Annotated in this window: 18 protein-coding genes; 7 read left to right on the forward strand and 11 right to left on the reverse strand. The window is 67.2% G+C overall.

Annotation, left to right across the window (positions count from 1 at the left end; all coding sequences use genetic code 11):
• Window positions 1–60: 60 nt before the first annotated feature.
• The 4 genes from EDF57_RS06170 to EDF57_RS06185 are packed head-to-tail and all read left to right on the forward strand — an operon-like array spanning window position 61 to window position 4,923.
• The gene (locus EDF57_RS06170) at window positions 61–780 is read left to right on the forward strand and encodes a carbon monoxide dehydrogenase subunit G (RefSeq protein WP_134093488.1); all 720 of its coding nucleotides are present in this window, start codon (window positions 61–63) and stop codon (window positions 778–780) included.
• Window positions 777–1,646, forward strand: coding sequence for a xanthine dehydrogenase family protein subunit M (locus tag EDF57_RS06175; protein ID WP_134093489.1), 870 nt, complete (start codon window positions 777–779; stop codon window positions 1,644–1,646). Before EDF57_RS06170 ends, EDF57_RS06175 begins: the two co-directional genes overlap by 4 nt.
• Complete coding sequence (locus tag EDF57_RS06180; protein WP_134093490.1) at window positions 1,643–2,185, forward strand: (2Fe-2S)-binding protein; 543 nt, start codon at window positions 1,643–1,645, stop codon at window positions 2,183–2,185. The genes EDF57_RS06175 and EDF57_RS06180 overlap by 4 nt, the downstream gene beginning before the upstream one ends.
• A complete protein-coding gene (locus tag EDF57_RS06185; protein WP_134093491.1) occupies window positions 2,182–4,923 on the forward strand; it encodes a xanthine dehydrogenase family protein molybdopterin-binding subunit in 2,742 nt (913 codons plus the stop codon). The genes EDF57_RS06180 and EDF57_RS06185 overlap by 4 nt, the downstream gene beginning before the upstream one ends.
• 28 nt (window positions 4,924–4,951) lie before the next feature.
• Here the strand turns inward: EDF57_RS06185 and EDF57_RS06190 are convergent, their stop codons facing one another.
• Entirely contained in the window at window positions 4,952–5,422 is a 471-nt protein-coding gene (locus tag EDF57_RS06190; RefSeq protein ID WP_132267373.1) for an Lrp/AsnC family transcriptional regulator, read from the reverse strand.
• Window positions 5,423–5,520: 98 nt separating this feature from the next.
• Here EDF57_RS06190 and putA point away from each other — a divergent pair, with 98 nt between their 5' ends.
• Window positions 5,521–9,138 (forward strand): trifunctional transcriptional regulator/proline dehydrogenase/L-glutamate gamma-semialdehyde dehydrogenase, encoded by a 3,618-nt coding sequence (gene putA, locus EDF57_RS06195; RefSeq protein WP_134093492.1) that lies wholly within the window; start codon window positions 5,521–5,523, stop codon window positions 9,136–9,138.
• A 78-nt stretch (window positions 9,139–9,216) separates the two neighbouring features.
• On the opposite strand, the gene EDF57_RS06200 is transcribed toward putA, so the two are convergent.
• The 7 genes from EDF57_RS06200 to EDF57_RS06230 all read right to left on the reverse strand — a co-directional run bounded on the left by EDF57_RS06200 (window position 9,217) and on the right by EDF57_RS06230 (window position 17,588).
• Window positions 9,217–10,428, reverse strand: coding sequence for an MFS transporter (locus EDF57_RS06200; RefSeq protein ID WP_132267370.1), 1,212 nt, complete (start codon window positions 10,426–10,428; stop codon window positions 9,217–9,219).
• A gap of 217 nt (window positions 10,429–10,645) precedes the next feature.
• Window positions 10,646–11,446, reverse strand: coding sequence for a phosphoadenylyl-sulfate reductase (locus EDF57_RS06205; protein WP_134093493.1), 801 nt, complete (start codon window positions 11,444–11,446; stop codon window positions 10,646–10,648).
• A 22-nt stretch (window positions 11,447–11,468) separates the two neighbouring features.
• The gene (locus tag EDF57_RS06210) at window positions 11,469–11,903 is read right to left on the reverse strand and encodes a DUF934 domain-containing protein (protein WP_132267366.1); all 435 of its coding nucleotides are present in this window, start codon (window positions 11,901–11,903) and stop codon (window positions 11,469–11,471) included.
• Entirely contained in the window at window positions 11,896–13,530 is a 1,635-nt protein-coding gene (locus tag EDF57_RS06215; RefSeq protein ID WP_134093494.1) for a nitrite/sulfite reductase, read from the reverse strand. Before EDF57_RS06215 ends, EDF57_RS06210 begins: the two co-directional genes overlap by 8 nt.
• Window positions 13,530–13,826, reverse strand: coding sequence for a DUF2849 domain-containing protein (locus tag EDF57_RS06220; protein WP_132267362.1), 297 nt, complete (start codon window positions 13,824–13,826; stop codon window positions 13,530–13,532). Before EDF57_RS06220 ends, EDF57_RS06215 begins: the two co-directional genes overlap by 1 nt.
• Complete coding sequence (cobA, locus tag EDF57_RS06225) at window positions 13,823–14,593, reverse strand: uroporphyrinogen-III C-methyltransferase (protein ID WP_134093495.1); 771 nt, start codon at window positions 14,591–14,593, stop codon at window positions 13,823–13,825. The genes EDF57_RS06220 and cobA overlap by 4 nt, the downstream gene beginning before the upstream one ends.
• Window positions 14,594–14,765: 172 nt before the next feature.
• Window positions 14,766–17,588, reverse strand: coding sequence for an EAL domain-containing protein (locus EDF57_RS06230; protein WP_134093496.1), 2,823 nt, complete (start codon window positions 17,586–17,588; stop codon window positions 14,766–14,768).
• A 205-nt stretch (window positions 17,589–17,793) separates the two neighbouring features.
• Here EDF57_RS06230 and EDF57_RS06235 point away from each other — a divergent pair, with 205 nt between their 5' ends.
• Together EDF57_RS06235 and EDF57_RS06240 are read left to right on the forward strand one after the other, a co-directional pair.
• The gene (locus EDF57_RS06235) at window positions 17,794–18,483 is read left to right on the forward strand and encodes a helix-turn-helix transcriptional regulator (RefSeq protein WP_134093497.1); all 690 of its coding nucleotides are present in this window, start codon (window positions 17,794–17,796) and stop codon (window positions 18,481–18,483) included.
• Window positions 18,484–18,795: 312 nt separating this feature from the next.
• Window positions 18,796–19,686: a sensor domain-containing diguanylate cyclase gene (locus tag EDF57_RS06240; RefSeq protein WP_243840908.1), complete on the forward strand. Its 891-nt coding sequence runs from the start codon at window positions 18,796–18,798 to the stop codon at window positions 19,684–19,686.
• Window positions 19,687–19,718: 32 nt separating this feature from the next.
• On the opposite strand, the gene EDF57_RS06245 is transcribed toward EDF57_RS06240, so the two are convergent.
• The 3 genes from EDF57_RS06245 to EDF57_RS06255 are packed head-to-tail and all read right to left on the reverse strand — an operon-like array spanning window position 19,719 to window position 23,838.
• On the reverse strand, window positions 19,719–20,207 hold the full coding sequence (locus EDF57_RS06245; protein WP_134093499.1) for a DUF3237 domain-containing protein: 489 nt from the start codon (window positions 20,205–20,207) through the stop codon (window positions 19,719–19,721).
• Window positions 20,204–22,123, reverse strand: a complete 1,920-nt coding sequence (locus EDF57_RS06250) for a sulfatase-like hydrolase/transferase (RefSeq protein WP_134093500.1) — start codon at window positions 22,121–22,123, stop codon at window positions 20,204–20,206. Before EDF57_RS06250 ends, EDF57_RS06245 begins: the two co-directional genes overlap by 4 nt.
• Window positions 22,120–23,838 carry a sulfatase gene (locus tag EDF57_RS06255; RefSeq protein WP_134093501.1) on the reverse strand — a complete coding sequence of 573 codons (1,719 nt, stop codon included), beginning with the start codon at window positions 23,836–23,838 and terminating at the stop codon, window positions 22,120–22,122. The genes EDF57_RS06250 and EDF57_RS06255 overlap by 4 nt, the downstream gene beginning before the upstream one ends.
• Between the last annotated feature and the right edge of the window lie 6 nt (window positions 23,839–23,844).

Below are 23,844 nucleotides of genomic sequence, written 5' to 3' on the forward strand. Positions count from 1 at the left end.
TCCCGTCGTTTCATTGCCCCAGCCGGAAACCGGGCCGGGCAGGGAAGCGGGAGAGCGCGAATGCAGATGACGGGCGAGCAGCGGGTCGCGGCGCCGCGCCGGAAGGTGTGGGAAGCGCTCAACGATCCCGTGGTTCTCGCCCAGTGCATTCCGGGCTGCCAGAGCCTGGCGCGAGAGGGGGACGATCGCTTCGTTGCCGTGGCGGAAGTGAAGATCGGGCCCATCGGCGCGCGGTTTCGGGGGCAGGTGCACCTCTCCGATCTCGATGCGCCCAATGGCTACACGATAACCGGCTCGGGCAACGGGGGCATTGCCGGAAGCGCGCGGGGCGGCGCGAAAGTGCGGCTCAGTGACGGCGAAGATGGCGTGACGTTGGTCGTTTACGAAGTCGAGGCGGAAGTGGGCGGCCGCATGGCCCAGCTGGGCGGGCCGATCATCGATGCGACGGCGAAGAATCTCGCCGGCAAGTTTTTTACCAGGTTCGGGGAGGTCGTCACGGGGGGCGCTCCGGCGCCGGTTGCAGCGGGGGAGCTTGCGGCCGGCGCCGGGCAGGGGGCGACTGCCACGGCGCCGGTGCTTTCCGCGCCGCTCGTCCCCGGGGCGCGTGCCGTGCCGGGAGGAACTGTCTGGGGCTGGGTGGCCGCGCTCGTGCTGGCGTTGGTGGCAGGTTTCATGCTGGGCGTGAAAGGATTCCACGCAGAGTTCCTGGGCGTGGCGGTGCTGCTGGTGGTCACGGCCGCCGCCGCCTTCGAGGCCGGGCGCCGGGGAGCGCCGCGATGAAGCCCGCGCCGTTCGACTATGTCCGCCCGGCCAGCGTTGCCGAGGCCTGCCGGGTGCTGGCGGAGGCCGGCGGGGGAGCGACGGTGCTGGCAGGGGGGCAGACGCTCATGCCCTTGCTGAACTTGCGGATGAGCCAGCCTTTCATCCTCGTCGACCTTGGCGGCATCGCGGAGCTGCGCGGCGTTTCCGAAGTCGCGGGCGGGATTCGCGTGGGCGCCATGACGCGGCAGGCCGAGGCCCTGGCCGATGCAACGCTCGCCCGGCGGCTCCCGGCGTTGGTCACGGCTCTGGGCCATGTCGGGCACCACCAGACGCGCAACCGCGGGACGGTGGGCGGATCGATCGCGCTCGGCGAGCCGGCGGCGGAAATGCCCGCGACGGCGATCGCGCTGGGCGCCACGCTGGAGATCATCTCGACAAGGGGCACGCGGCACGTCGCGGCGGCGGACTTCTATCTCGGCCCTTACATGACGGTGCTGGAGCCGGACGAACTGCTGACGGCCGTGGTCTATCCCGACTGGGCGGCGGGTCATCTGGTGCTGTTTCGCGAAGTGGCGCAGCGGCCCGGAGACTTCGCGCTGGTCGGCATGGTCGGCGCGCTGGTGCTGGAAGACGGCAAGGTGGCGCGGGCCGGGCTCGCCTGGTTCGGCATGGGGCCGACACCGATCCGCATGCGCCGGGCCGAAGAGGCGCTGCTCGGCGCGGCCCTGGCCGATCTCGACGTCGAGGCCGTGGCGGGACTGGCCGTGGCGGAGAGCGCGCCTTTCGACGATCACCACGCCAGTGCGGAATACCGCCGTACTGTCGGCCGCCGCATCTTCGCACGGGGCCTGCGCGAAGTTCTGGACCTGAGGGAGGCCGCATGAGCGAACACGCCATCGCATGGACCGTCAATGGACACCGCCGTCATGACCGGGTGGAGGCGCGCACCAGCCTTGCAGACCATCTGCGACTGGAGGCGGGCTGCACCGGGGTGCACCTGGGATGCGAGCATGGCGTTTGCGGCGCCTGCACGGTCCTGGTCGACGGTCTGGCCGTGCGCGCCTGCCTGATGCTGGCGGTCCAGGCGGACGGAGCGGACGTGACCACCGTGGAGGGCCTCGCCGCGCCGGAGGGCACGTTCCATCCGGCGCAGGAGGCCATGCGCGAGGCCCACGGGCTGCAGTGCGGCTTCTGCACGCCGGGCGTGCTGATGACTTTCGCGGCGCTGACGGCGGGTGAGGAACCCGCGGACGAAGCGACGATGATCGCCGCCATGTCCGGCCATGTCTGCCGCTGCACGGGCTATCAGGGCATCCGGCGCGCTGCCCGGGCCCTGGCGGAGGGCAGGTACGGACGCGGGGCCGAGCGCATGAGCGGAGACGGGGCGACCGGCCCCGCCGCCGGCAAGGGGCAGGCGGCATGAATGCGCAGGCGCCCGGCGGCGTGCTCGGTGCCACGCGCTGGATCGGCAAACGCGCGCTTCGCAAGGAAGATCCGCGCCTGCTGACCGGGCGCGGGCAGTTCGTGGACGACGTGACCCTGCCCGGCATGCTCCATGTCGCTTTCGCCCGCAGCCCCGTGGCGCGCGGGCGCATCCTGTCCATCCAAAGCGAATTCGCCCGCGAGATGCCCGGCGTCCATGCCGTGCTGACCGCGGCGGACCTCGCCGCGCGGCCGATCCGCATGCTCTCGTTCTTCTTTACCGAGGCGGAGATCGCGATTGCGCCGCTTGCGGACGGTCAGGTGGCCTATGTCGGCGAGCCGGTGGTCATGGTCGTCGCGGAGACGCGCGCCATGGCGGAAGACGCCGCCTCCCTGATCGAGGTCGAGTACGAGGAGCACGATCCCGTCGTCACGATCGCGCAGGCCAGGTCGTCCGCGGCGATCCATGCCGGGATGGACAGCAATGTCGCGGCCGAAATCGGCGACGAAGACATCGAGGAGGAGCTGGAACGCAAGCTCGCCGGATCGGCGCTGCGGCTCAGCCACAAGGTGGTCCACCAGCGCATCTCGCAGGCGCCCATGGAGACGCGCGGGGTGATCGCCGCGCGCGACGGACCGGAAGAACTTACGCTCTGGATTACCTGCCAGAGCCCGCATCTCGTGGCGCGCTGGGTCAGCCTGGCGCTGGATCTGCCGGATACCGCGATCCGGGTCATCGCCAAGGACGTGGGCGGCGCCTTCGGGCTGAAGAACCATCCATGGAAGGAGGAAAGCGCGGTCATCGTCGCGGCGCTGCTGCTGGGCCGGCCGCTCAAGTGGATCGAGGACCGCTACGAGGCGCTCACCGCATCCAACCAGGCACGCGAGGCGGAGATGACCCTGCAGGCGGGGTTCGACGCGGAAGGTCGGCTCACCGGTTCCCACGGCATCTACGACTGCAACAACGGTGCCTTCCCGCAAGGCGCGGACAGCAATATCGCCGTGCACATGTTCGTCTGGGCGGCCTACAAGCAGCCTGCCTACGCCTTCGTTTCGCGCGGATGGTACACCAACACCAATGGCCTTGCCGCCTATCGCGGGCCCTGGGCGATGGAATCGCTGGTCCGCGAGACCCTGCTGGACAAGGCGGCGCGCAAGCTGGGGATCGATCCGGTGGAGATCCGCCGCCGCAATCTCGTCTACCTTGCCGACCAGCCCGCCGTGACCAGCATGGGCATTCCGCTGCAGGACATCACGCCCGGCGAATGCCTGGAAAAGCTGCTCCAGCACTTCGACATGGCGCAGTTCCGCCGCGAACAGGCGCGTGCGCGGCAGGAGGGCCGCTATCTGGGCGTGGGCCTGGCGTCCTATGTCGAACCGACCGGCTCGGCGGGATCGATGGCGCCGATGACCGGCGAGCTGGCGCAAGTGCGGATCGAACCGACGGGCAAGGTCACCGCGACGATGTCCACTCATTCGCAGGGCCACGGCACGGCCACGACGATGGCCCAGTGCATCGCAGACCGGCTGGGCGTGCGCTACGAGGATGTGACCGTGTTCGAGGGTGACAGCTCGCGCGGTGGCTTCAGCCCCGGAGCGGCAGGAAGCCGTCAGGGCGTGATTGCGGGCGGGGCGGCGATCCGGTGCTCGGAACTGCTGGCGGACAAAGTGCGTGCCGTGGCCGCGCACTTGCTCAATGCCAGTGCCGAAAGCGTGGTGCTCGACGCGGGCATGGTCCGGGTGGAGGGCGCGCCGGAAATGGCGCGGCCGCTCGCGGAGATTGCCGCCATCGCCTATGGCGAGCCCGACCGTCTGCCGCCGGGGCTGGAAACCGGGCTGGAGATGCAGTTCCGTTATCAGCCGCCGCCGATGACGTTCACCAGCGCCACCCATCTTGCCGTGGTGGAAGTGGATGTGGACACCGGCTTCGTCTCGATCCTGCGCTGGATCTCGTCCGAGGATTGCGGGACGGTCATCAACCCGGCCGTGGTCGAGGGGCAGATTTCCGGCGGGCTGGCACAGGCCATCGGCATGGTCCTGCTGGAGGAGATGCCTTACGACGCGCGGGGCAATCCGCAGGCGGCGACGTTCAAGGACTACCTCCTGCCGTCGATTTCCGACGTGCCGGTGTTCGAATTCGTCCACGCCAATACCCCGTCGCAGACCATCGGCGGCATGCGCGGCGTGGGGGAGGGCGGCGCGATCATCGGTCCGCCCACGCTGGTGAACGCCATCGCCGATGCCCTTTCGCCGTTCGGGGAGATCGAGGACCTTGTCCTGCCGCTGACGCCGGGCCGCATTCTCGACGTGATCGAACAGCGAGACGTATCGGGCCGGCACAAGCCGGAGCCGGAGCGCGCCGAGCCGGCGCCTGCCGCCGCCATCGCGCCGGAACCGGAACCGGACCCCGGGCCGAACGATGAGCAGCCCGCCGCGGCGAGCGGGCCTGCGGGAGATTGGAACATGGTGCTCAAGACGCCGATGGGGCCGCAGGCGATGGTGGCGCACTTCGAGGTGGAGGGCAGCGCCGTCAGCGGCTACCTGTCATCGCCGGAAGGCAGGCAGGACTTCGGCGGCGGCACGTTCGAGGCCGGGCGCCTGCGGTTCGATCTCAAAATGGAGAAACCGATGAAGATCACGCTCAAATACGATCTGGAACTGCGCGGAGACACCCTCGGCGGGAAGTGCAAGATGGGCATGTTCGGATCGGCGAAAGTCACGGGCGAGCGGGTACCGTGAGGGATGCCGCCCGGCCCGATCGGCCGGGCTAGCTGCTGGCGTCTTTCACCGTTTCCATGGCCACATATGTGGACGTGCTGGAAACATGCGGCAGGTTCGACAGTTTTTCGCCCAGAACCTCGCGGTAACGGCGGATGTCGGTGGTGCGGACTTTCAGCAGGTAGTCGAAATGGCTGGCGAGCATGTGGCACTCCTCCACTTCGGGAATGCGGCGGACGGCGGCGTTGAACTCTTTCAGCGCCTGCTCGCGCGTGTCCGACAGCTTGACCTCGGTGAAGGCGACATGGTCAAGGCCCAGGCTGGCCGGATCGACCACGGCGCGGAAGCCCCGGATCACCCCCGAATCGATCAGCCGCCGCATGCGGACCTGGCAAGGCGTCTTGGAAAGCCCTACGTTCTGCGCAAGGTCGGTGACGCTCATGCGGCCGTCGGCGCGCAAGGCGGCGATGATCTTGCGATCGAGTTCGTCCAGATCGACGTGTTTTACGCGATTTGCCATCCGTTTGGCCTGCAAAATCCCGAAAGATAAGTTCAGATGAGCCAATCTGTGCCTGTGAAAAGTCGGATTGCCAAGCAGCCTTGGGATATTGGCGATTCATGACCCACACGCCCGTCCGCACGCCCCTCTTCGGCGCCTTCGCCCCCGCCGTCAGCGAACCGACCCCGCTTCGCCGCGCGATCACCGATGCTTTCCGCCGCGACGAGGCCGCCTGCATGGCGCCGCTGCTGGACGCGGCGACGCTGCCCGAGGCGCAGCGCCAGGCAGTTCGCGAGACGGCCATCCACCTGGTGTCCACCTTGCGCGCCAATCACAAGGGCACCGGCGTCGAGGGTCTGGTGCAGGAGTATTCGCTGTCCAGCCAGGAAGGCGTGGCGCTCATGTGCCTGGCCGAGGCGCTGCTGCGCATTCCCGACAATGCCACCCGCGACGCGCTCATCCGCGACAAGATCTCCGACGGAGACTGGAGCGAGCACCTCGGCGGCGGCAAGTCGCTCTTCGTCAATGCCGCGACCTGGGGGCTGGTGGTGACGGGCAAGCTGGTCGGCTCGGTCGACGACAAGGGCCTCGGCTCGGCCCTGACGCGGCTGGTCGCCCGCGCAGGCGAGCCGGTGATCCGCCGCGGCGTCGATCTGGCGATGCGCCTAATGGGCGAGCAGTTCGTGACCGGCGAAACGATCGGTGAAGCCGTGAAGCGCGCGCGCGCGCTGGAGGAAAAAGGCTTCGGCTACAGCTACGACATGCTGGGCGAAGCCGCCACCACCGCCGCCGATGCCAACCGCTACAACACCGATTATGTGAACGCCATCCACGCCATCGGCAAGGCGAGCGCCGGGCGCGGCATCTACCGGGGGCCGGGCATCTCGATCAAGCTCTCGGCGCTCCACCCGCGCTACAGCCGTGCCCAGGCGGAGCGCGTGATGAGCGAACTGCTGCCGCGCGTGAAGGCGCTGGCCGTGCTCGCGCGCGGCTACGACATCGGCTTCAACATCGATGCCGAGGAAGCGGACCGCCTCGAACTCTCGCTGGACCTGCTGGAGGCGCTGGCCCTCGATCCCGAACTCCAGGGCTGGGACGGGCTGGGCTTCGTGGTCCAGGCCTATGGCAAGCGCTGCCCCTTCGTGCTCGACTGGATCATCGATCTGGGCCGCCGCGCCGGGCGCCGCATGATGGTGCGCCTGGTGAAGGGCGCCTATTGGGACGCCGAGATCAAGCGCGCGCAAGTGGACGGGCTGGCCGATTTCCCGGTGTTCACCCGCAAGGTCCACACGGACGTGTCCTATGTCGCCTGCGCGAAGAAGCTGCTTGCCGCGCCGGACGCGGTGTTCCCGCAGTTCGCCACTCACAATGCGCAGACGCTGGCCACGATCTACCATCTGGCCGGACCGGACTTCGCGATCGGCCAGTACGAGTTCCAGTGCCTCCACGGCATGGGCGAGCCGCTCTATTCGCAAGTCGTCGGCGCCGGCGAATCCGGGAACAACCTCGACCGTCCCTGCCGCATCTACGCGCCGGTCGGCACGCATGAGACGCTGCTGGCCTATCTCGTGCGCCGTCTCCTGGAAAACGGCGCGAACTCCTCGTTCGTGAACCGCATCGCCGATCCGGCCGTGCCCGTGGAAGAGATGGTGGGCGATCCCGTAGACGTCGTGCGCGCCATGCCCGATCCGGGCGCGCGGCACGACCTGATCCCGCTGGCGGCCGACCTCTACCCCGGCCGCCGCAATTCGGACGGCATCGACATGGCCGACGAGGCGGCGCTGGCCGTGCTGTCGCAAGACCTGCGCCGTTCCGCCGCGCGCGAATGGTTCGCCATGCCCGCCAATGCCCAGGGCGGCGAGCGCGCCGTGCTCAACCCCGCCGATCACGCGGACGTGGTGGGCCGGGTGATCGAAGTGGCCCCGGAAGCCGCCTCCGTCGCCGTCGCTCGCGCCGCGATCAGCCGTTGGAGCCAGGTATCCGTGGACGAGCGCGCGGCCATGCTGGAGGCCGCCGCCGATGCCATGCAGGGCCGGATCGGCCTGCTCATGGGCCTCGTCATCCGCGAGGCCGGCAAGTCGGCCGCCAATGCCATCGCCGAAGTGCGCGAAGCGATCGACTTCCTGCGCTATTATGCGAAGCAGGCCCGCGAGACGTTCGGCGCCGATCAGGTGCCGCTGGGGCCGGTGGTCTGCATCAGCCCCTGGAACTTCCCGCTGGCGATCTTCGCAGGGCAAGTCGCGGCGGCGCTGGTGGCAGGCAACCCGGTGTTGGCCAAGCCGGCCGAGGAAACGCCGCTGATCGCTGCCGAAGCCGTGCGCCTGCTGCACGAGGCCGGCGTGCCAAAGGACGCGCTCCAACTGCTGCCGGGCGACGGCAAGCTGGGCGCGGCGCTGGTGGCGGCGCCGCAAGTGGCGGCAGTGATGTTCACCGGCTCCACCGAAGTGGCGCGCCTGATCCAGAAGCAGCTGGCCGGACGGGTTTCGGCCCATGGCCATGCCGTTCCCTTCATCGCCGAGACCGGCGGTCAGAACGCGATGATCGTCGATTCCTCGGCTCTGGCCGAGCAGGTGGTTGCCGACGTGATCGCCTCGGCCTTCGATTCGGCCGGACAGCGCTGTTCGGCGCTGCGGGTGCTCTGCCTCCAGGAGGAAGTGGCGGACCGCACGCTGGTCATGCTCAAGGGCGCGCTGGCGGAGCTGCGGGTCGGCAATACGCAGGAACTCGCAGTCGACATCGGGCCGGTGATCACGGCCGAGGCCAAGGGCATGATCGACGGCCACGTCGCCCGCATGAAGGCGCGCGGCTGCAAGGTCGAGCAAGTGGCGATCCCCGCGACGTGCGCATCGGGCACTTTCGTGGCGCCCACGATCATCGAGATCTCGACGATCGACCAGATCGAACGCGAGGTGTTCGGGCCGGTGCTGCATGTCCTGCGCTTCAAGCGCGACGAACTGTCCGCGCTGATAGAGGCGATCAACGCCACCGGCTACGGGTTGACGTTCGGCCTCCACACCCGCCTCGACGCGACGGTGGAGCAAGTGACTTCGGCCATCCGCGCGGGCAATCTCTACGTCAATCGCAACACCATCGGCGCGATCGTCGGCGTGCAGCCTTTCGGCGGCCGCGGGCTCTCGGGCACGGGTCCGAAGGCGGGCGGTCCGCTCTATCTCGGGCGACTGGCGCGGCAGGCGCCGCAAGTGCTGGATACGCCCGCCAGGACGGCGCCGCTTGTAGAGGCTTTCGCGACCTGGCTGTCCGGGCAGGGCGATGCCGCTTCCGCGGCCGCGGCGCGCAGCCTGGCGGCCGGATCGGGGCTGGGCATGGAACTGAGCCTGCCGGGCCCGGTGGGCGAGATCAATCTCTATGCCCTTCACCCGCGCGGCCGCATCCTGCTGCGCCCGGCGACGCAGGAAGGGCTCTACGGGCAAATGGCGGCCGTGCTGGCCACCGGCAATACCGCGACGGTCGAGGGCATGGCGCTTCCGGCCGGACTGCCCGAAGCCGTGGCCGCCCGTTTCGCTCCCGCTGCCGGCGCACATTTCGCTGCCTGTCTGGTGGAAGGCGATGCCGAGGCGGTTCGCGCGGCCTGCAAGGCCGTGGCCGAGCTGCCCGGGCCGATCGTGCCCGTCCACCGCACGCCGGGGCCGAACCTGGTCTGGCTGCTGGAGGAAGTCTCCACCTCGATCAACACCACCGCGGCGGGCGGCAATGCCAGCCTCATGATGATCGGCTGACGCCCCTGCCAGCCGGACACGAAAAGGCCCGCGAGTGACGAACTCGCGGGCCTTTCTTCATGCGGTGCGCGGAAGGCCTCAGCAGGCCGGGACAGGCTGCCCGGCCATGGCGCCTTCGTGCTCGCGCTTGTGCAGGGTCAGGGTCACCAGGAAGATCGCCAGCCCGCCCAGAGACAGGCCCATGCCGATCCAGCCGGTCGAGGTCAGGCCGTAGCCTGCCGAAATGGCCAGGCCGCCGAGCCAGGGGCCAAGCGCATTGGCCATGTTGAAGGCGCTGTGGTGCGCCGCAGCTGCCAGGGCCTGTGCGTCGCCCGCCACGTCCATCAGGCGGGTCTGGAGGATCGTGCCGAGGCCGCCGGCAAAACCGATCATCACCACCACCACGCTCAGCGTCCAGACGTTGCTCGCCGCCATCGGGAACAGCGCAAGGGCGAAGGCGCTGAACAGCAGCGCGCCGATCGCGGCCTTGTTCAGCGAGCGGTCGGCCGCCCAGGCCCAGAACAGGTTGCCCACCGTCATGCCCACGCCGAACACGGCCAGGACCACCGGCACGAGGTGCTCGGATACTTTGGTCACTTCGATCATGGTCGAGGCGATGTAGGTGTAGACCGCGAAGAGGCCGCCGAAACCGATGGCGCCGGTCAGCAGGGTCAGCAGCACTTGCGGACGGCGCAGCGCGCCCAGTTCGCGCATCGGGCTGGCGCCTTCGGCCGCCTTCTGGTGCGGGGCGAAAAGCGCGACGAGCGCCATGGTGATGACGGCCAGCACCGAGACGATGGCGAAGCCGGTGCGCCAGCCGAAGGCCTGGCCCAGCCAGTTGGCCAGCGGCACGCCGATGATCGTCGCCACCGTCAGGCCGGACATGACCAGCGCCACCGACTGGGCGCGGCGGTTTGCCGGCACCATCGAGGCGGCCACCAGCGCGGCGATGCCGAAGTAGGCACCGTGCGGCAGCCCGCTGATGAAGCGGAACAGCAGCAGCAGCGGATATGTGGGCGCCATGGCCGAAAGCGCGTTGCCCACCGCGAACAGCGCCATGAGGCCGATCAGCAAGGCCCGCCGGGGCAGTTTCGCGGCCAGAACGGCGATGATCGGCGCGCCGACCACGACGCCCAGCGCATAGGTGCTGATCGCATGGCCCGCCTCGGGCTCGGTCAGGCCGAGATCGCGCGCGAAATAGGGCACGAGGCTCATCGCGGCGAATTCGGTCGTGCCGATGGCGAAGGCACCCATCGCCAAGGCGAGAATGACGAGCGCGGGGTGGGTATGGGCTTTTTGCTGATCGGTCATGTTGCACTGCAATATTTTGGGGGCAAGTGCGATCTAGTGGACCCCGGCGCCATGCCAACCCCGACCGGGAGTGCAATAATTGCACTCCCGGTCTTGTTTGTTGCAATGGGTTGCGTGGCTGTGGCTCTGCCGGAGTCCCGGTGAAAGGCCCAGGGCACGGGCTTGCTTCGGCCAGGGGAGTGCTCCAGGCAAGCCCTTGCGCGAAGCGAACCCTGGCTCAGAGCCCCGGATCGAACTCGGGTGCGTTCTTGGTCGTGTAGTCCGAATGGGTGGCGACGTGGATGCCGCATTCGGTCTTGTTCCAGCCGCGCCAGCGGCCCGAGCGCGGGTCTTCGCCTGCGGCGACCTTGCTGGTGCAGGGCATGCAGCCGATCGAGGGATAGCCCTCGGCGACCAGCGGATGGGCCGGCAAGTCGTGTTCGGCGATATAGGCGGCGATCCGCTCGGGCGACCAGTCGATCAGCGGGTTCACCTTGAGGCGGCCCTGCGCATCGGTGGTGTCCACCTCGAAGCGGGGCAGGGTGGCGCGGGTGGAGGCCTGGAACGCCTTGCGGCCGCTGAACGAGGCGTCGAAGCCGAGCAGGGCCTTTTCCAGCGGCTTCACCTTGCGGATTTCGCAGCAGCCGTCGGGATCGTAGGACCAGCGCAGTCCGTTTTCGTCCTTCTTTGCCAGTTCCTCGGCATCGGGGACGAGGTTGCGCAAGTCCTTCAGTCCCAGCCGCTCGATCAGCAGGTCGCGATAGGCCAGGGTCTCGGGGAAATGCTTGCCGGTTTCGAGGAACAGCACCGGCACCGTGGGATCGACGCGGCTGACGAGATGCAGCAGCACCGCCGATTCCGCACCGAAGCTGGACACGATCGCGATATCGCCCACCATGCGTTCCTTGAGCACCGTTTCGAGCATCTCGCTGGTTTCGGTGCCGCGGAAGAGGCGGTTGAGGCGAACGGCATCGGCCTCGTCGAAACGAGGGCCGGTGTCAATCAGGTCGCGAATACGGGCAGCTTCGGTGTGGGGCATCGGTGGTTCCCTATAGGGACGGTTACGCCGGGTGGCGCTTCGCCCAGATCGCCGGGCGACCGTCGACGACGGTGGCCTGGTAGACGTTGTCCCAGCGATCGAACGCATTGCGGGCGTCCTGTTCGTTGAGGGCCTTGTCGGGCGCGAAGGCATCGAAGCCGCAGCGCTTGAGGTGCGACAGCATGTCGATCACCAGATCGCCCACGGCCCGCATCTCGCCCTGGTAGCCCGCTTCGCGAAGCAGGCGCGCCGAGGAATAGCCGCGGCCGTCGGTCCAGGCCGGGAAGCTCACTTCGACGAGCGAGAGCCGGTCGAGGTAAGGCAGCAGGTCGCGCGCATCGTCGCCCGGCTCGATGCGGACGGCGGAGGCGTTGGACTGTTCGGAGAACGAATCCACGGTGACGGCGGGGTCGTTGACGGTTTCGTCGTCACGGAAACGGAACTGGACCTCAACCATAGATGGCCTCCTTGAACGGATCCATGCCGATACGGCGATAGGTGTCGAGGAAGCGCTCCTCGCCTTCCTTGTTGGCGAGATAGACTTCGGTGGCCTTTTCGATGGCGTCGACGACGCCGTCCTCGGTGAAGCCGGGGCCGATGATCTTCGCGAGCGAGGTATCCGCGCCCTCGCTGCCGCCGAACAGGAGCTGGTAGTTTTCCAGGCCCTTCTTGTCGACGCCGAGGATGCCGATGTGGCCGGCATGGTGGTGACCGCAGGCATTGATGCAGCCCGAGATCTTCAGCTTCAGCTCACCGATTTCGGCCTGGCGCTGGGCGCTGCCGAAGCGTTCGGAGATCTTCTGCGCGACCGGGATCGAGCGGGCATTGGCCAGCGAGCAATAGTCGAGGCCGGGGCAGGCGATGATGTCGCCCACGGTGTCGAGGTTGGCAGTGGCGAGCCCGGCTTCATCCAGCGCCTGCCACACGGTGTAGAGGTCGGCCTTGCGAATGTGCGGGAAGACGATGTTCTGGGCGTGAGTGACGCGCAGTTCGTCGAAGCTGTAGTCCTTGGCCAGCTGCGCCATCAGGCGGATCTGGTCGGCCGTGGCGTCACCGGGGATGCCGCCGACGGGCTTCAGGCTGACGGTGGCGATCACGTAGCCGGCCTGCTTGTGGGCGTGCGTGTTGCGCTCCACCCAGAGGCGGAAGTCGGGATCGGTCAGTTCCAGATCGTCCGACGCGCCGGTTTCGTAGGCCGGGGCGGTGAAGTGCGCCTTGATGCGCTCCAGCTCGGCCAGCGGCGGCTCGATCGGCTGGGTCAGCAGGTGCGCGAACTCTTCCTCGACCTGGCGGACGTATTCGTCGCGGCCCAGTTCGTGGACGAGGATCTTGATGCGCGCCTTGTACTTGTTGTCGCGGCGGCCGTAGCGGTTGTAGACGCGCAGGCAGGCTTCCGAGAACGTGATGAGTTGGTCCAGCGGCACGAAGTCGCGGATCAGGGGCGCGATCATCGGGGTGCGGCCCATGCCGCCACCGGCGTAGAACTGCGCGCCGATCTCGCCGGCGTCATTCTTCACCATCTTGATGCCGATGTCGTGCAGGCGCATCGCCGCGCGGTCGGTTTCGGACGCGATGACGGCGATCTTGAACTTGCGCGGCAGCACCAGGAATTCCGGGTGGAAGCTGGACCACTGGCGCAGCAGTTCCGCATAAGGACGCGGATCGACGATCTCGTCCGCGGCGGCACCGGCGAACTGGTCGGAGCTGATGTTGCGGATGCAGTTGCCGCTGGTCTGGATGGCATGCATCTCCACCTTGGCGAGTTCGGCCAGGATGTCGGGCGTGTCTTCCAGCTTGATCCAGTTGTACTGGATGTTCTGGCGCGTGGTGAAGTGGCCGTAGCCGCGGTCGTACTTGTCCGCGATGTCGCCCAGCAGCGTCATCTGCGCCGAGTTCAGCGTGCCGTAAGGCACCGCGACGCGCAGCATGTAGGCATGCAGCTGGAGGTAGAGGCCGTTCTGCAGGCGCAGCGGCTTGAACTGGTCCTCGGTCAGGTCGCCGGCAAGGCGGCGGCGCACCTGGTCACGGAATTCCGCGACGCGCGTATCGACCATCTGCTGGTCGTATTCGTCGTACTTGTACATCAGATCACCCAGTCTGCGGCTGCGGGGTCGGAGGCTTTCGGCGTCAGGTCGAGGCGCACCGTCGGCCCGAGGGCGCGGATGCGCTCCTTGATGTGGGCGGGGCGGATGCCTTCAGCGGTCTTCTCGCCATCGACGACATAGGCGGCGACGGCGTGCTGGGCGCCTTCCTCGCGCGCCACCAGGGCGGCGCCATGCTCGCCCACGTCGGCGGATTCGTTGACGTCGAGCGACCAGCCCACGCCGGTCCACCAGATGACCGCTCCGGTCTTCAGGTCGTTGCCCGTCAGGATCTTCACTTTGTTGCCTCCAGCGCCAGGGCGCGAATGGTGTTGTCGGGTTCTGCGGTGACGTGCCCGATAACGATAAGCGCGGGACTTTGCACCTTCGCATCCGCGATAAGGTCTGCAAGTCCGGCGAGCGGCCCGCGCAGCACGCGCATGGCCGAACGCGTGGCGTTCTCGATCACCGCCACCGGCACGTCCGGCGCCAGGCCGTCGGCCATGAGCTTCTCGGCGATCTGGGCGGATGTGGCGATGCCCATGAAGATCACCAGGGTGCGGCCCTTGCCGGCAAGGCCCGACCAGTCCTGATCGGCCAGCCCCTTGCACTGGCCTGCCACGAAAGTGACGATCGAGGCGTGGTCGCGGTGGGTGAGCGGGATCTGCGCGGCGGCCGAAGCGCCCAGCGCGGAGGAAATGCCCGGCACCACCTCCACGGGAACGCCGGCGGCATGGCAGGCTTCCGCCTCTTCGCCGCCGCGGCCGAACACGAAGGGATCGCCGCCCTTGAGGCGCACCACGTCATGGCCCGCGAGGGCTTCGCGCACGAGCAGGGCGTTGATCTCTTCCTGCTTCATGGTGTGGCGGGCGCGGCTCTTGGCGACCGAGACCAGCCGCGCGGAAGGCTTGGCCATCGCCAGGATGGCCGGATCGACCAGCCCGTCATGCACGATGAGCGCGGCATTCATCAGCAGCCGCGCGGCGCGCAGGGTCAGGAGATCGGGGTCTCCGGGACCGGCGCCGACCAGATAGACTCGGCCGATAGAGGCGGGAATCGCTTGCATGGTGCGGCAGATGATACTCCCGGCCCCGGATTGCCAACCAGAATGGCTTTGTCCGGGGCAAGGGAGTCTTTAGCGGCGGTTTATGAGCGGCGTTATGACAGGGCTCGCGATGGGTATTGCGGCGCGAGGCCGTGCCCCGGAATTCGGCCTCGATGGTTGCGTTGAGGCCCGCTCAGGCGACTTCGTCTTCCAGGAAAGCCGACGGGATCCGCTGCGGTTCGGGCTTCAGGCTGGGCGCGCGGTCGGGGCGGCCGAGGAAATAGCCCTGCGCTTCCTCGCAGCCTTCGCGGATCAGCAGCTCGAACTGGCTGGCGGTCTCCACGCCTTCCGCCAGGACCGGGATGCGCAGCGACTGGCCCAGCGCCAGGACCGCGCGGATGATGGCGCGGGCCTGTTCGTTCTCGTCCGATTCCAGCAGGAACGACTTGTCGATCTTGATCTTGTCGAACGGGAAGGAGTGCAGGGTGTCCAGCGAGGAATAGCCGGTGCCGAAATCGTCCATGGCGATGGCGACGCCCAGCTCCTTGAGCTGGCGCAAGTTGTTGAGCGCGCGCGCCTTGTCGGTGATGATCGCGCTTTCGGTGATCTCCAGTTCCAGCCTGCGGGCGGGGAGGCCGGTCTCGATCAGGATCCGCGCCACCATCGGCGCCAGATCCTGCTGGACAAGCTGGATGGGCGAGACGTTGACGGCGATGCGGTGCTCGGAATGCCAGCTCACCGCTTCCCGGCAGGCCTGCGTCAGGACCCATTCGCCGATCGACAGGATGGCGCCCGATTCTTCGGCGATCGGGATGAATTCGCTGGGCGATACCAGTCCGCGCTGCGGGTGATGCCAGCGCACCAGCGCTTCGTAGCCGGACAGCTCGCCGCTGCGCAGCTGGCATTGGGGCTGGTAGAGCAGCACCAGTTCCTCGCGTTCGATGGCCAGGCGCAAGTCGTTGGCAAGCTGACGGCGCGCGCGGGCGGTCTCGTCCATGCCCGGTTCGTAATAGCAGATGCGCTCGCCGATCTGCGCCTTGGCGCGGTACATGGCGAGGTCGGCATTGTTGAGAAGCGCTTCGCGATCAGCCCCGTCGTGCGGATAGGCCGCGACGCCCAGGCTCGCGCCGAAGCTGAGTTCCTGCTTCTCGTGCTCGACGGGCATGTTGAAGCAATGTTCCACCCGGCGCAGGAATTCGGCGAGCTGCTCGTCCGTGTCGAACAGCTTGGCAATGCCGAATTCGTCGCCGCCGAGCCGCGCGGCGATCTCATCCTCGCCGATCACGGACTGCAGGCGCTGGGCCAGCTCCGCCAGCACCACGTCGCCCCAGGAGTGGCCGTAAGTGTCGTTGATTTCCTTGAAGCGGTCGAGGTCGATGTCGGTCACGCCCAGGCGCTTGCCGATGCGGCTGGCCCGTTCGAGTCGCTCGTCGATCCACAAGTTGAAGCGGGTGCGGTTGGGCAGCCCGGTTAATCCGTCGTGCATCGCCATGTGGGCGATCTGGGCTTCGGATTCGTGCTGGCGGGTAATGTCGTCGAAGGTCGAGACCCAGCCGCCCTCCGGCATGCGCCGGCTGGCGATGGAGACCACCGTGCCGTCCGGGTATTCGGCCAGGATCGGCGGCGAGGACGGCCCTGCGAGATTGTCCAGAATGGCGCGCTGCGAAAGCAGGACACGCTCCGCGATCACGTCCGGCGCGAAGCGGCCGAGGCTGCTGCGGCGGATCACTTCGGAAAGGTGCATGCCCGGCACGAGGCTGTCGGGCGCCAGGCCATACATCTCCAGGAAGCGCGGGTTGCAGAGCACCAGCTTCTCATCGGCATCGAACAGGCAGAGGCCCTGGTGCATGTGGCCGAGCGCGGCATCGCGCTGGCGGCTGGCTTCGGCGATGCGGTCCTGCGCTTCCTTGAAGCGAGACATGTCGCGGGTGATCTTGGCGAAGCCGATGGGCTGGCCCTGCTCGTCCAGCATGGGCTCCATGGTCACATGGGCCCAGAACCGCGTCCCGTCGCGGCGCACGCGCCAGCCTTCGCCGTAATAGCGGCCGTGGTTGGCGGCCGCTTCCAGGGCGACGCGGTCGAGCGCGGCTTCGCGGTCTTCGGGGGTGTAGAAGCTGGAAACGTGAAGGCCGAGCGCTTCGGCTTCTGGATATCCCTTCAGGCGCTGGGCGCCGGCGTTCCAGTTCATCACCCGGCCGTCGAGATCGAGCATGTAGATCGCGCAGTCCGAAATACCGCGCACCAGGAACGAGAAATTGCGCTCGCTGATCGCCACGACCGCGGCGGTGCGGCGGCTGATCGCCAGCGAGATCGCCGAGACCGCGACCAGCAGGAACGTCACTGCGGTGACGGCGGCGGCCATTTCCCGCGGGGAAATGAGCTGCTCGGGCACATGCATCCGCGTGGGGATGAGGGTGAGGCCGGTCATGCCGGTGAAGTGCAGGGAGACCACGGAGAGGGACAGCAGCCCGGTCGCCGCCAGCAGGCCGCGCAGGCGGCGGCCGTCGAGAGCGAGCGAAAGGGCGGGGTAGAGCGGCAGGAAGGCCAGGATCACCGAGGCGACGATGAAGCCGGTCTGCCAGCGCATCGTTGCCGGCACTTCCAGCGCCAGCATGCCGGTGTAGTGCATCGCGGCGATGCCTGCCGCTGCCACGGCCGAGGCCAGGACGAGTGCCAGGCGGCCCCGCGCTTCCGCCGCCAGTCCGAAGGCCATGGCAAGGGCGGTGACGGGAATGACGAGCGAGGCCAGTGTCAGGCCCGGCTCGAACCCGACCACCATGCCCGGCGCATAGCCCAGCATGGCCACGAAATGCGTGGCCCAGATGCCGAAGCCGGCGCTCACGCCTGCCAGGGCCCACCAGCGCCGCCGCATGCCCAGGAGTTGCTCCGCCGTGCAGCCCGCCGCCTGTCGCAGCAGGGCAAGCGCCGTCAGCGAAGAAAGTAGACAGATCAACGCCGCGAGCAGGACGAATTTCAGGTCATGCCCGTCACGGATGCAAAGATAGATGTTGAACACGGCAACCCCGATTAATTCCCCGGAAAACTACGGATAAATGGGTTAGGAAGTGATTAACAAGAATTTCATTGTGTTGGCCCGGCCGGACGATGTTAGAGTCGATCTGCGGGTTTTTGCGAATAGTGCGGCAAGGAAAATTAGCCGACATGCTAACCGATTCTTAATCCCTGTAGGGACAGGGTGCGATTCTCCTGGAGATTGCGCCATGCCGATTGCGGCACATTTTGAAGACAAGCCCACCGAGAACGGCCAGCAGGCCGGAAAGCCGCGCGCCACGCGCAAGCGGCTGACGATCGAAACGCAGGGCTCCCTGCCTTCCGGAGTCGAGACTCCGGTCACCATTCACAACTTCTCCGAAACGGGCCTCCTGCTGGAAACGCGGGTGGACATGGAGATCGGCGAAGCGCTGGAGATCGACCTTCCGGAGGCCGGCATCACGCGCGCGCGGGTGGTCTGGGCCAGCGGACGGCTGTTCGGCTGCGCTTTCGATACGCCGCTCCATCCCGCCGTCCTCAGCGCGGCACAGCTTCGCAGCGTCACCCAGGACGTCGAACTGGCGCCGCCGCCGCTCGTATCCGCTCCGGCCGCCATCGGCGGCGAGAGCTTCGGTGAGCGCCTGCACCGCCTGCGCAAGCTGCGCGGGCTGACCCAGGGCGAACTGGCCTCGCGGCTCGGCGTTTCCAAGCCGACCGTCTGGGCCTGGGAACAGGGCCGCGCCCGCCCGATCGAGGAACGGCTGGACGCCATTGCCGAGGAGCTGGGCGTCACGGCCGCCGAACTGCGCCCCGGCCGGACCGTAGCCGGATTGCCGGAACTCATCGCCCGCTGCCGCGAACAGATCGCCGCGGCCGTGGAGACGAGCCCCGACAAGATCAGGATCATGATCGAACTCTGAAATTTCCAGTCCTTGCCGGATTTGAGAGGCGCTCTGCCCAGCCCTGTGCAGGAACAGGGTAAATGCGCTTTCCGACTCAATTCAGCGATGGTAAATACATCAATAACAATAACTTGAAATTCGAACTGTTAGATAACAGGGCTAACAATTCTTGTTGAGATTTATTGCAAGGGTCGCCGGAAAACGGAAGTTGTATGCTTGGAAGTGGTCATTTGAGCGCTCTGACGTCTGCTAACGCAATCCGAATCACGGGCCCGATTTTCGTTGGATCGCTTTGCGGTCCCTCTGATCCGGGGCAATACCAAGATGGGCATGAATTTCACCGTTCAGGAAAGCTCCGCACTTTACGGGCTGCTGGCGGAAACGACCTCTGACGTCATCATCAAGACGGACCTTGCTGGTGTGATCGTCCATGCCTCGCCCGGCATTCGCAAGCTGGGCGTGCAGGTTCGGGCCGAGGCCGGTCCTCATCTGCTGGACCTTGTCGCCGCGCAGGGCCGGGATGCCGTATCGCGGGCGCTCTCGGCCGCCATCGAGGGGCGGCAGGGCGCGCAATGGGTCGAATTTCCCGCCGTGACGCCTGATGCCCGCGAAAGCTGGTTCGAGATCCGCATCCGTCCGCTCACGGAAGAGGGCGGGGCGGTCTACGGCGTGCTGGCAGTGATGCGCTCCATCGACGAGCGCCGCAGCCTGCGCGAGCAGCTGTTCGCGGCGACTTACACCGACCCGCTGACCCAGCTGACCAATCGCGCCGCTTTCATCTCCATGCTCGAACACATGGTCGCGCAGGGGATGGAGGGGTGCCTGGCCATGTTCAGCATCGACTTCTTCCGCACGATCAACATGAAGCACGGCCAGACGACCGGGGACGAAGTGCTGCGCGTCTTCGCCGACCTGCTGCGCGAAATGCTGCGTTCGGACGACATCATCTCCCGGATCGGGTCGGAGCGCTTCGCCGTCCTGCTGCCGCGCACGAATGCCGAACAGGCACAGGCGATCTGCACCCGCGTGGTCACGACCCTGGCCGATCTGCGCCAGAAAGTGGGCGACAGCCGGCTGGCGATCACCACCAGCGGCAGCGTCGCGCGCATCGCCGACAGCATGGACAGCACCATCGAGCGCGCCGAACTGGCGCTGTTCTGCGCCAAGGCCAAGGGCCGCAATCGGCTGGAGATGGAAAAGCCCCGCCGCGTCTCCGCCTGAGGCTCGAGCGGAACCGAGCGTTCCGGGCCGGATCATTCCACCCGGTAGAAATCGATCACGACCTCTTCGGGATGGCGCACGCCGCGGGCGATGAACATCGTCTGCCGCAGCCAGGCATGAGGCCCGTCGCGCACTTCGAAGCGCGGGGCGGTGCGGAAGTAGTAGCTGCCGGGATCGACCGGCTCCCCGCGCGCGATGCGCTCGCTCACGTCGACGCTGGCCACCCGCACGCCCGCATTGCGCACGTCGATGATCGTACCGTCGCTGGTCTGCAGCGCATAATGGGCATCGACCAGGGTGGAGCCGTCAGTGCCGATCGCCTGCCAGTCGCCGCCGCCGGGCAGGACCACGCCTTCGAGATCCGGGCCGGAGACCGTGCCGCCGCTGATCGGCACGAAGCGGCGGCGGCGCCCTTCGACGATGCCGTGGTCGATCGGGTCGAGCAGTTCCACCCTTGCGGAGAAGGCATAGGCGAGGGTGGGTGCGGGGGCGGCAGGGCCAGTGCCAGTGCCAGTGCTCATGGCGCGCCTCCGGCCTTGATCCGGGCCTGCATGCCCTCCCAGTCGAACACCGGCGTGGCGGGGGTGTAGGTGCCGGTCAGCTTCAGCATGAGATACTTGCCTGCGCTCTTCAGGTATTCGTTGGAGCCGGCCATCGCCTGTTTCGCTGTATCGAGGGCCGGAGCTGCCGACGCGCCGACATAGGTGAGGGCATTGATGGCATGGAGCCGCACCTGCCAGGGTCGATCTTCCGCGCAAAGGGCGATGAGCGCGGCCACCGCCGTCTGGCTCGCGGGGGTCTGCGGTTCGCTCATCCGCGCCAGCGCCTCGCCCAGGGCGATGCGGACATGGGGCGATGTCTCCCGCGCCAGGGCAGCCAGCATCTCCGCCTCGGCCGGCGCGGCTTTCGCACCCAGGATCAGCAGGCCCATGGCCGACCAGTAGCGCAGCACTTCGACCGGGCTCGTCAGCGAAGCGCGCAGCGAAGGCAGACCCTCGATCCGGCCCATGGCGGCGGTGCGGGCGAGTGCCATGACCGTCTTGAGCGGATAGACGGCGGGATCGCGGCTGGCTTCCCAGCCTTCGCCCGCCATCGTCTCGGGCAGGAAGCCGTTGTCGTGGATCGCCAGCATATGCGCGTCGAGCGCCTGGCTCAGCGTCTTGCGCAAGGCGCGGTGGGCAGGCTCTGCGGCGAGATTGTGCAGCTCCAGCGGATCCGCCTTGAGGTCGTAGAGTTCCTCGAAGACCTTGGGCTGGAAGAACCGCGCCTGGGCTTCGGTCAGCTTGCCGTCGAGATAGGCCTGCTCCCATTCCTGATAGCCCTTGGCGAGCCATTCGAAGGCCTGGTGCTGGCCCAGCGGCCGGTGCGGCATGTAGTTGCGGATGTAGCGCCAGCGGCCGTCAGTGACGGTGCGCTGGAAATCGATCCGCTCGTCCATGCGGTTGCGCATGCCGAAGGCGTACTTCTGGGGCGCGGCCTTGGGCCCGAGGAAGGCCTTCCCGGTCATCTGCGCGGGCTGCGCGGCCCCGGCCAGGGCCAGCACCGTGGGCGCCAGATCGATGAAGCTGACCGGCGAGGCGATTTCGCTGCCCGGGCGGCCGGGCATCAGGTGCTGCCACTTCTCCGGGACATAGACCACCATCTCGCAGCGCAGGCCTTCGTCATAGCAGTAGCGCTTGGACCGGCCGAGGACGCCGCCATTGTCGGAATAGTGGAAGACGATGGTGTCCTCGCTCAGGCCGTCGGCCTCCAGTTCGGCAAGACGTTCGGCAAGCTCGCCGTCCATCTTTTCCATCAGGTTGTAATAGCTGGCGAAGTCCTGGCGGATGCCGGGCGTGTCCGGCAGGAAGGCCGGAACCTCGATCATGTCCGGCGTCACGCGGCCCTGCGTGGGCTTGAAGATCTTCGATTCGTGCGTGGTCTCGTAATTGAACACGGCCATGAACGGCTGGCTCTTGTCTTCGCGCGAGCGCCAGTGGGCGGCCTTGCCTTGTCCGTCCCAGATCGCCTGCGGATCCACGTCGCAATTGTAGTCGGTCTTGGCGCTGTTGGTGCAGAAATAGCCCGCGGCCCGCATCAGCTCGGGATATGTCCGGAATGCCTTCGGCAGCTTGCCCACCGCGCGCATCTGGTTCGCCGGGGCGCAGCTTTCGGGATAGACCCCGGTGAGGATGCCGAAGCGCGACGGCGCGCAGACCGGGGCGTTGGAATAGACGTTGCGGAACAGCAGGCCCTTGGCCGCCAGCCCGTCGATCGTGGGCGTATGGGCAAGCTTGTCGCCATAGGCGCCGACGTAGGGGTTGTTGTCCTCGCTGACGATCCACAGGATGTTGGGCCGCTGGACCGGCGCGGCGGCGCGGGCGGCGGTGCCCGTGGCCGCCAGCGTGGTGGCGCCGGCGATGGAGCCCAGGACGGCGCGGCGCGATATCACGGTCACTGGCCTGCGCTCCCGACCTGCTTCACCAGTTCGTCCTTCAGCGGCGGGGTGTAGATCAGCGGCTTGCCTTCGGCCTGCGCCTTGAGCTTGGCCGGTCCATCGGGGAGGATTGGATCGAGCCGGTCGGTCGGGTTCGGTTTGATGTACCACGATGCGGGGAAGTCCGCCGCGCGGCTGCCGTTCACGTCACGCCGCACCGCGCCGGTCGAGAGGCGCGCGCCGTAGGGGATCATGTGCTTGCCCTGGCGGTTGGCGAGCTGGTCGTAGAGCGCGATGCGCAGTTCCTGCTTCTTCGCCGCCCACTTGGGATCGTCCACCAGGTTGTGCATTTCCTCGGGATCGTTCTTGAGGTCGTAGAGTTCGTCAGTGTCGTAGACGCCGTAGTACTGGATGTATTTCACCCGGTCCCGCTCGATGGCGAAAGTGCCCGGCGTCATGGGGAAGTTGTATTCCCAGTAGTATTCGTAAGTGAAGTCGCCCGGCTTCCAGTCGCTCGGGGCCTGCTTGCCTGCCCAGAGGTTCCAGGCGCTCGTGCCTTCGAACTGCTGCGGACGCTGGGCGCCTGCCACGTCGAGGAACGTCGGTGCGAAGTCGAGATTGCGGATGCGGCCGGGGTTGACCTTGTTGGCGGGCACGGTCCCCGGCTCCCACACCACCAGCGGCACGCGGATCGAGGCTTCGTAGGCGTTGCGCTTGTCGATCAGGCCATGCTCGCCGACCATGTAGCCGTTGTCGGAGGTGAACACGACCAGCGTGTCCTTCTCCAGGTGGTTCTTGCGCAGATAGTCCATGATCCGGCCGAGGCTGTCGTCGATCGCGGAGAGCGTGCCGTAGTAGTACTTGAGATACTCGGTCATCGGCACGTCGGCATTGTAGAAGAAGTCGATGCCGTGCCAGGAATTGCGCTGGTTCTGCACCCAGACCGGCTTGCCGGCGTTGTTCTCCGGCGTGTTGGCGGCGCTGGCGGGCAGGGTGAATTTCGCCTTGTCGTACTGGTGGGCGTAGCGCGGCGGCGGCAGCGGGTCGGAATGGACGCCCTTGTGGCTGAGATAGAGGAAGAAGGGCTTCTTCGGATCGCGCTCCTTCGTCAGCCAGTCCATCGCATAATTGGTCAGTTCGTCAGTGATGTAGCCCTTCTGCGGCACTTCCTTGCCGTCGACGTTGAGGTCGGGCGAGGAATGGGCGGTGGTTGCCTTGGCGGGCCAGTAATTGCCCTGGCCCATGAAGCTCACCCACTTGTCGAAACCGGGACGCGGCGCATCGGTGCTGCTGCCCATGTGCCACTTGCCGAAGAAGGCGGTGTCATAGCCGGCCTGCTGGAGATAGCTGGGGAAATAGGTGAGCCCGGCTTCGGAACCGTCGTTGTTGTCGACGATGCCGTGATTGCGCGCGGTCTGCCCGGTCAGGATCGTGGCGCGGCTGGGGCTGCAGAGCGAGGAAGTGACGACGGCGTTCGGAAAGTAGGTTCCCTCTTTCGCCATGCGGTCGATGTTCGGCGTCTTCAGCAAGCCGGGCTGGAGGAAGCCCATCCCGTCATAGCGCAAGTCGTCGACGAGGACGAAGATGATGTTGCGCGGGCGGGCTGCCTGCGTCGCGGGCGCGGCGGCGGGCACCTTGGCCTGCGCGGCAAGCGGCGACAATAGTACAAGTGCTGGGGCGGCGAAGCAGGCGGCACCGGCAAGCGCGCGGGCGAGGAGAGCGGTTCTGGTCTTCATCGGGGT

It is taken from the genome of Novosphingobium sp. PhB55 (assembly GCF_004368805.1).
GTDB lineage: Bacteria > Pseudomonadota > Alphaproteobacteria > Sphingomonadales > Sphingomonadaceae > Novosphingobium.

Coding starts and splice junctions, on each gene's coding strand:
- EDF57_RS06170 (WP_134093488.1), top strand. CDS start 61: ATGCAGATGACGGGCGAGCAGCGGGTCGCGGCGCCGCGCCGGAAGGTG.
- EDF57_RS06175 (WP_134093489.1), top strand. CDS start 777: ATGAAGCCCGCGCCGTTCGACTATGTCCGCCCGGCCAGCGTTGCCGAG.
- EDF57_RS06180 (WP_134093490.1), top strand. CDS start 1,643: ATGAGCGAACACGCCATCGCATGGACCGTCAATGGACACCGCCGTCAT.
- EDF57_RS06185 (WP_134093491.1), top strand. CDS start 2,182: ATGAATGCGCAGGCGCCCGGCGGCGTGCTCGGTGCCACGCGCTGGATC.
- EDF57_RS06190 (WP_132267373.1), bottom strand. CDS start 5,422: ATGGCAAATCGCGTAAAACACGTCGATCTGGACGAACTCGATCGCAAG.
- putA (WP_134093492.1), top strand. CDS start 5,521: ATGACCCACACGCCCGTCCGCACGCCCCTCTTCGGCGCCTTCGCCCCC.
- EDF57_RS06200 (WP_132267370.1), bottom strand. CDS start 10,428: ATGACCGATCAGCAAAAAGCCCATACCCACCCCGCGCTCGTCATTCTC.
- EDF57_RS06205 (WP_134093493.1), bottom strand. CDS start 11,446: ATGCCCCACACCGAAGCTGCCCGTATTCGCGACCTGATTGACACCGGC.
- EDF57_RS06210 (WP_132267366.1), bottom strand. CDS start 11,903: ATGGTTGAGGTCCAGTTCCGTTTCCGTGACGACGAAACCGTCAACGAC.
- EDF57_RS06215 (WP_134093494.1), bottom strand. CDS start 13,530: ATGTACAAGTACGACGAATACGACCAGCAGATGGTCGATACGCGCGTC.
- cobA (WP_134093495.1), bottom strand. CDS start 14,593: ATGCAAGCGATTCCCGCCTCTATCGGCCGAGTCTATCTGGTCGGCGCC.
- EDF57_RS06235 (WP_134093497.1), top strand. CDS start 17,794: ATGCCGATTGCGGCACATTTTGAAGACAAGCCCACCGAGAACGGCCAG.
- EDF57_RS06240 (WP_243840908.1), top strand. CDS start 18,796: ATGAATTTCACCGTTCAGGAAAGCTCCGCACTTTACGGGCTGCTGGCG.
- EDF57_RS06245 (WP_134093499.1), bottom strand. CDS start 20,207: ATGAGCACTGGCACTGGCACTGGCCCTGCCGCCCCCGCACCCACCCTC.
- EDF57_RS06255 (WP_134093501.1), bottom strand. CDS start 23,838: ATGAAGACCAGAACCGCTCTCCTCGCCCGCGCGCTTGCCGGTGCCGCC.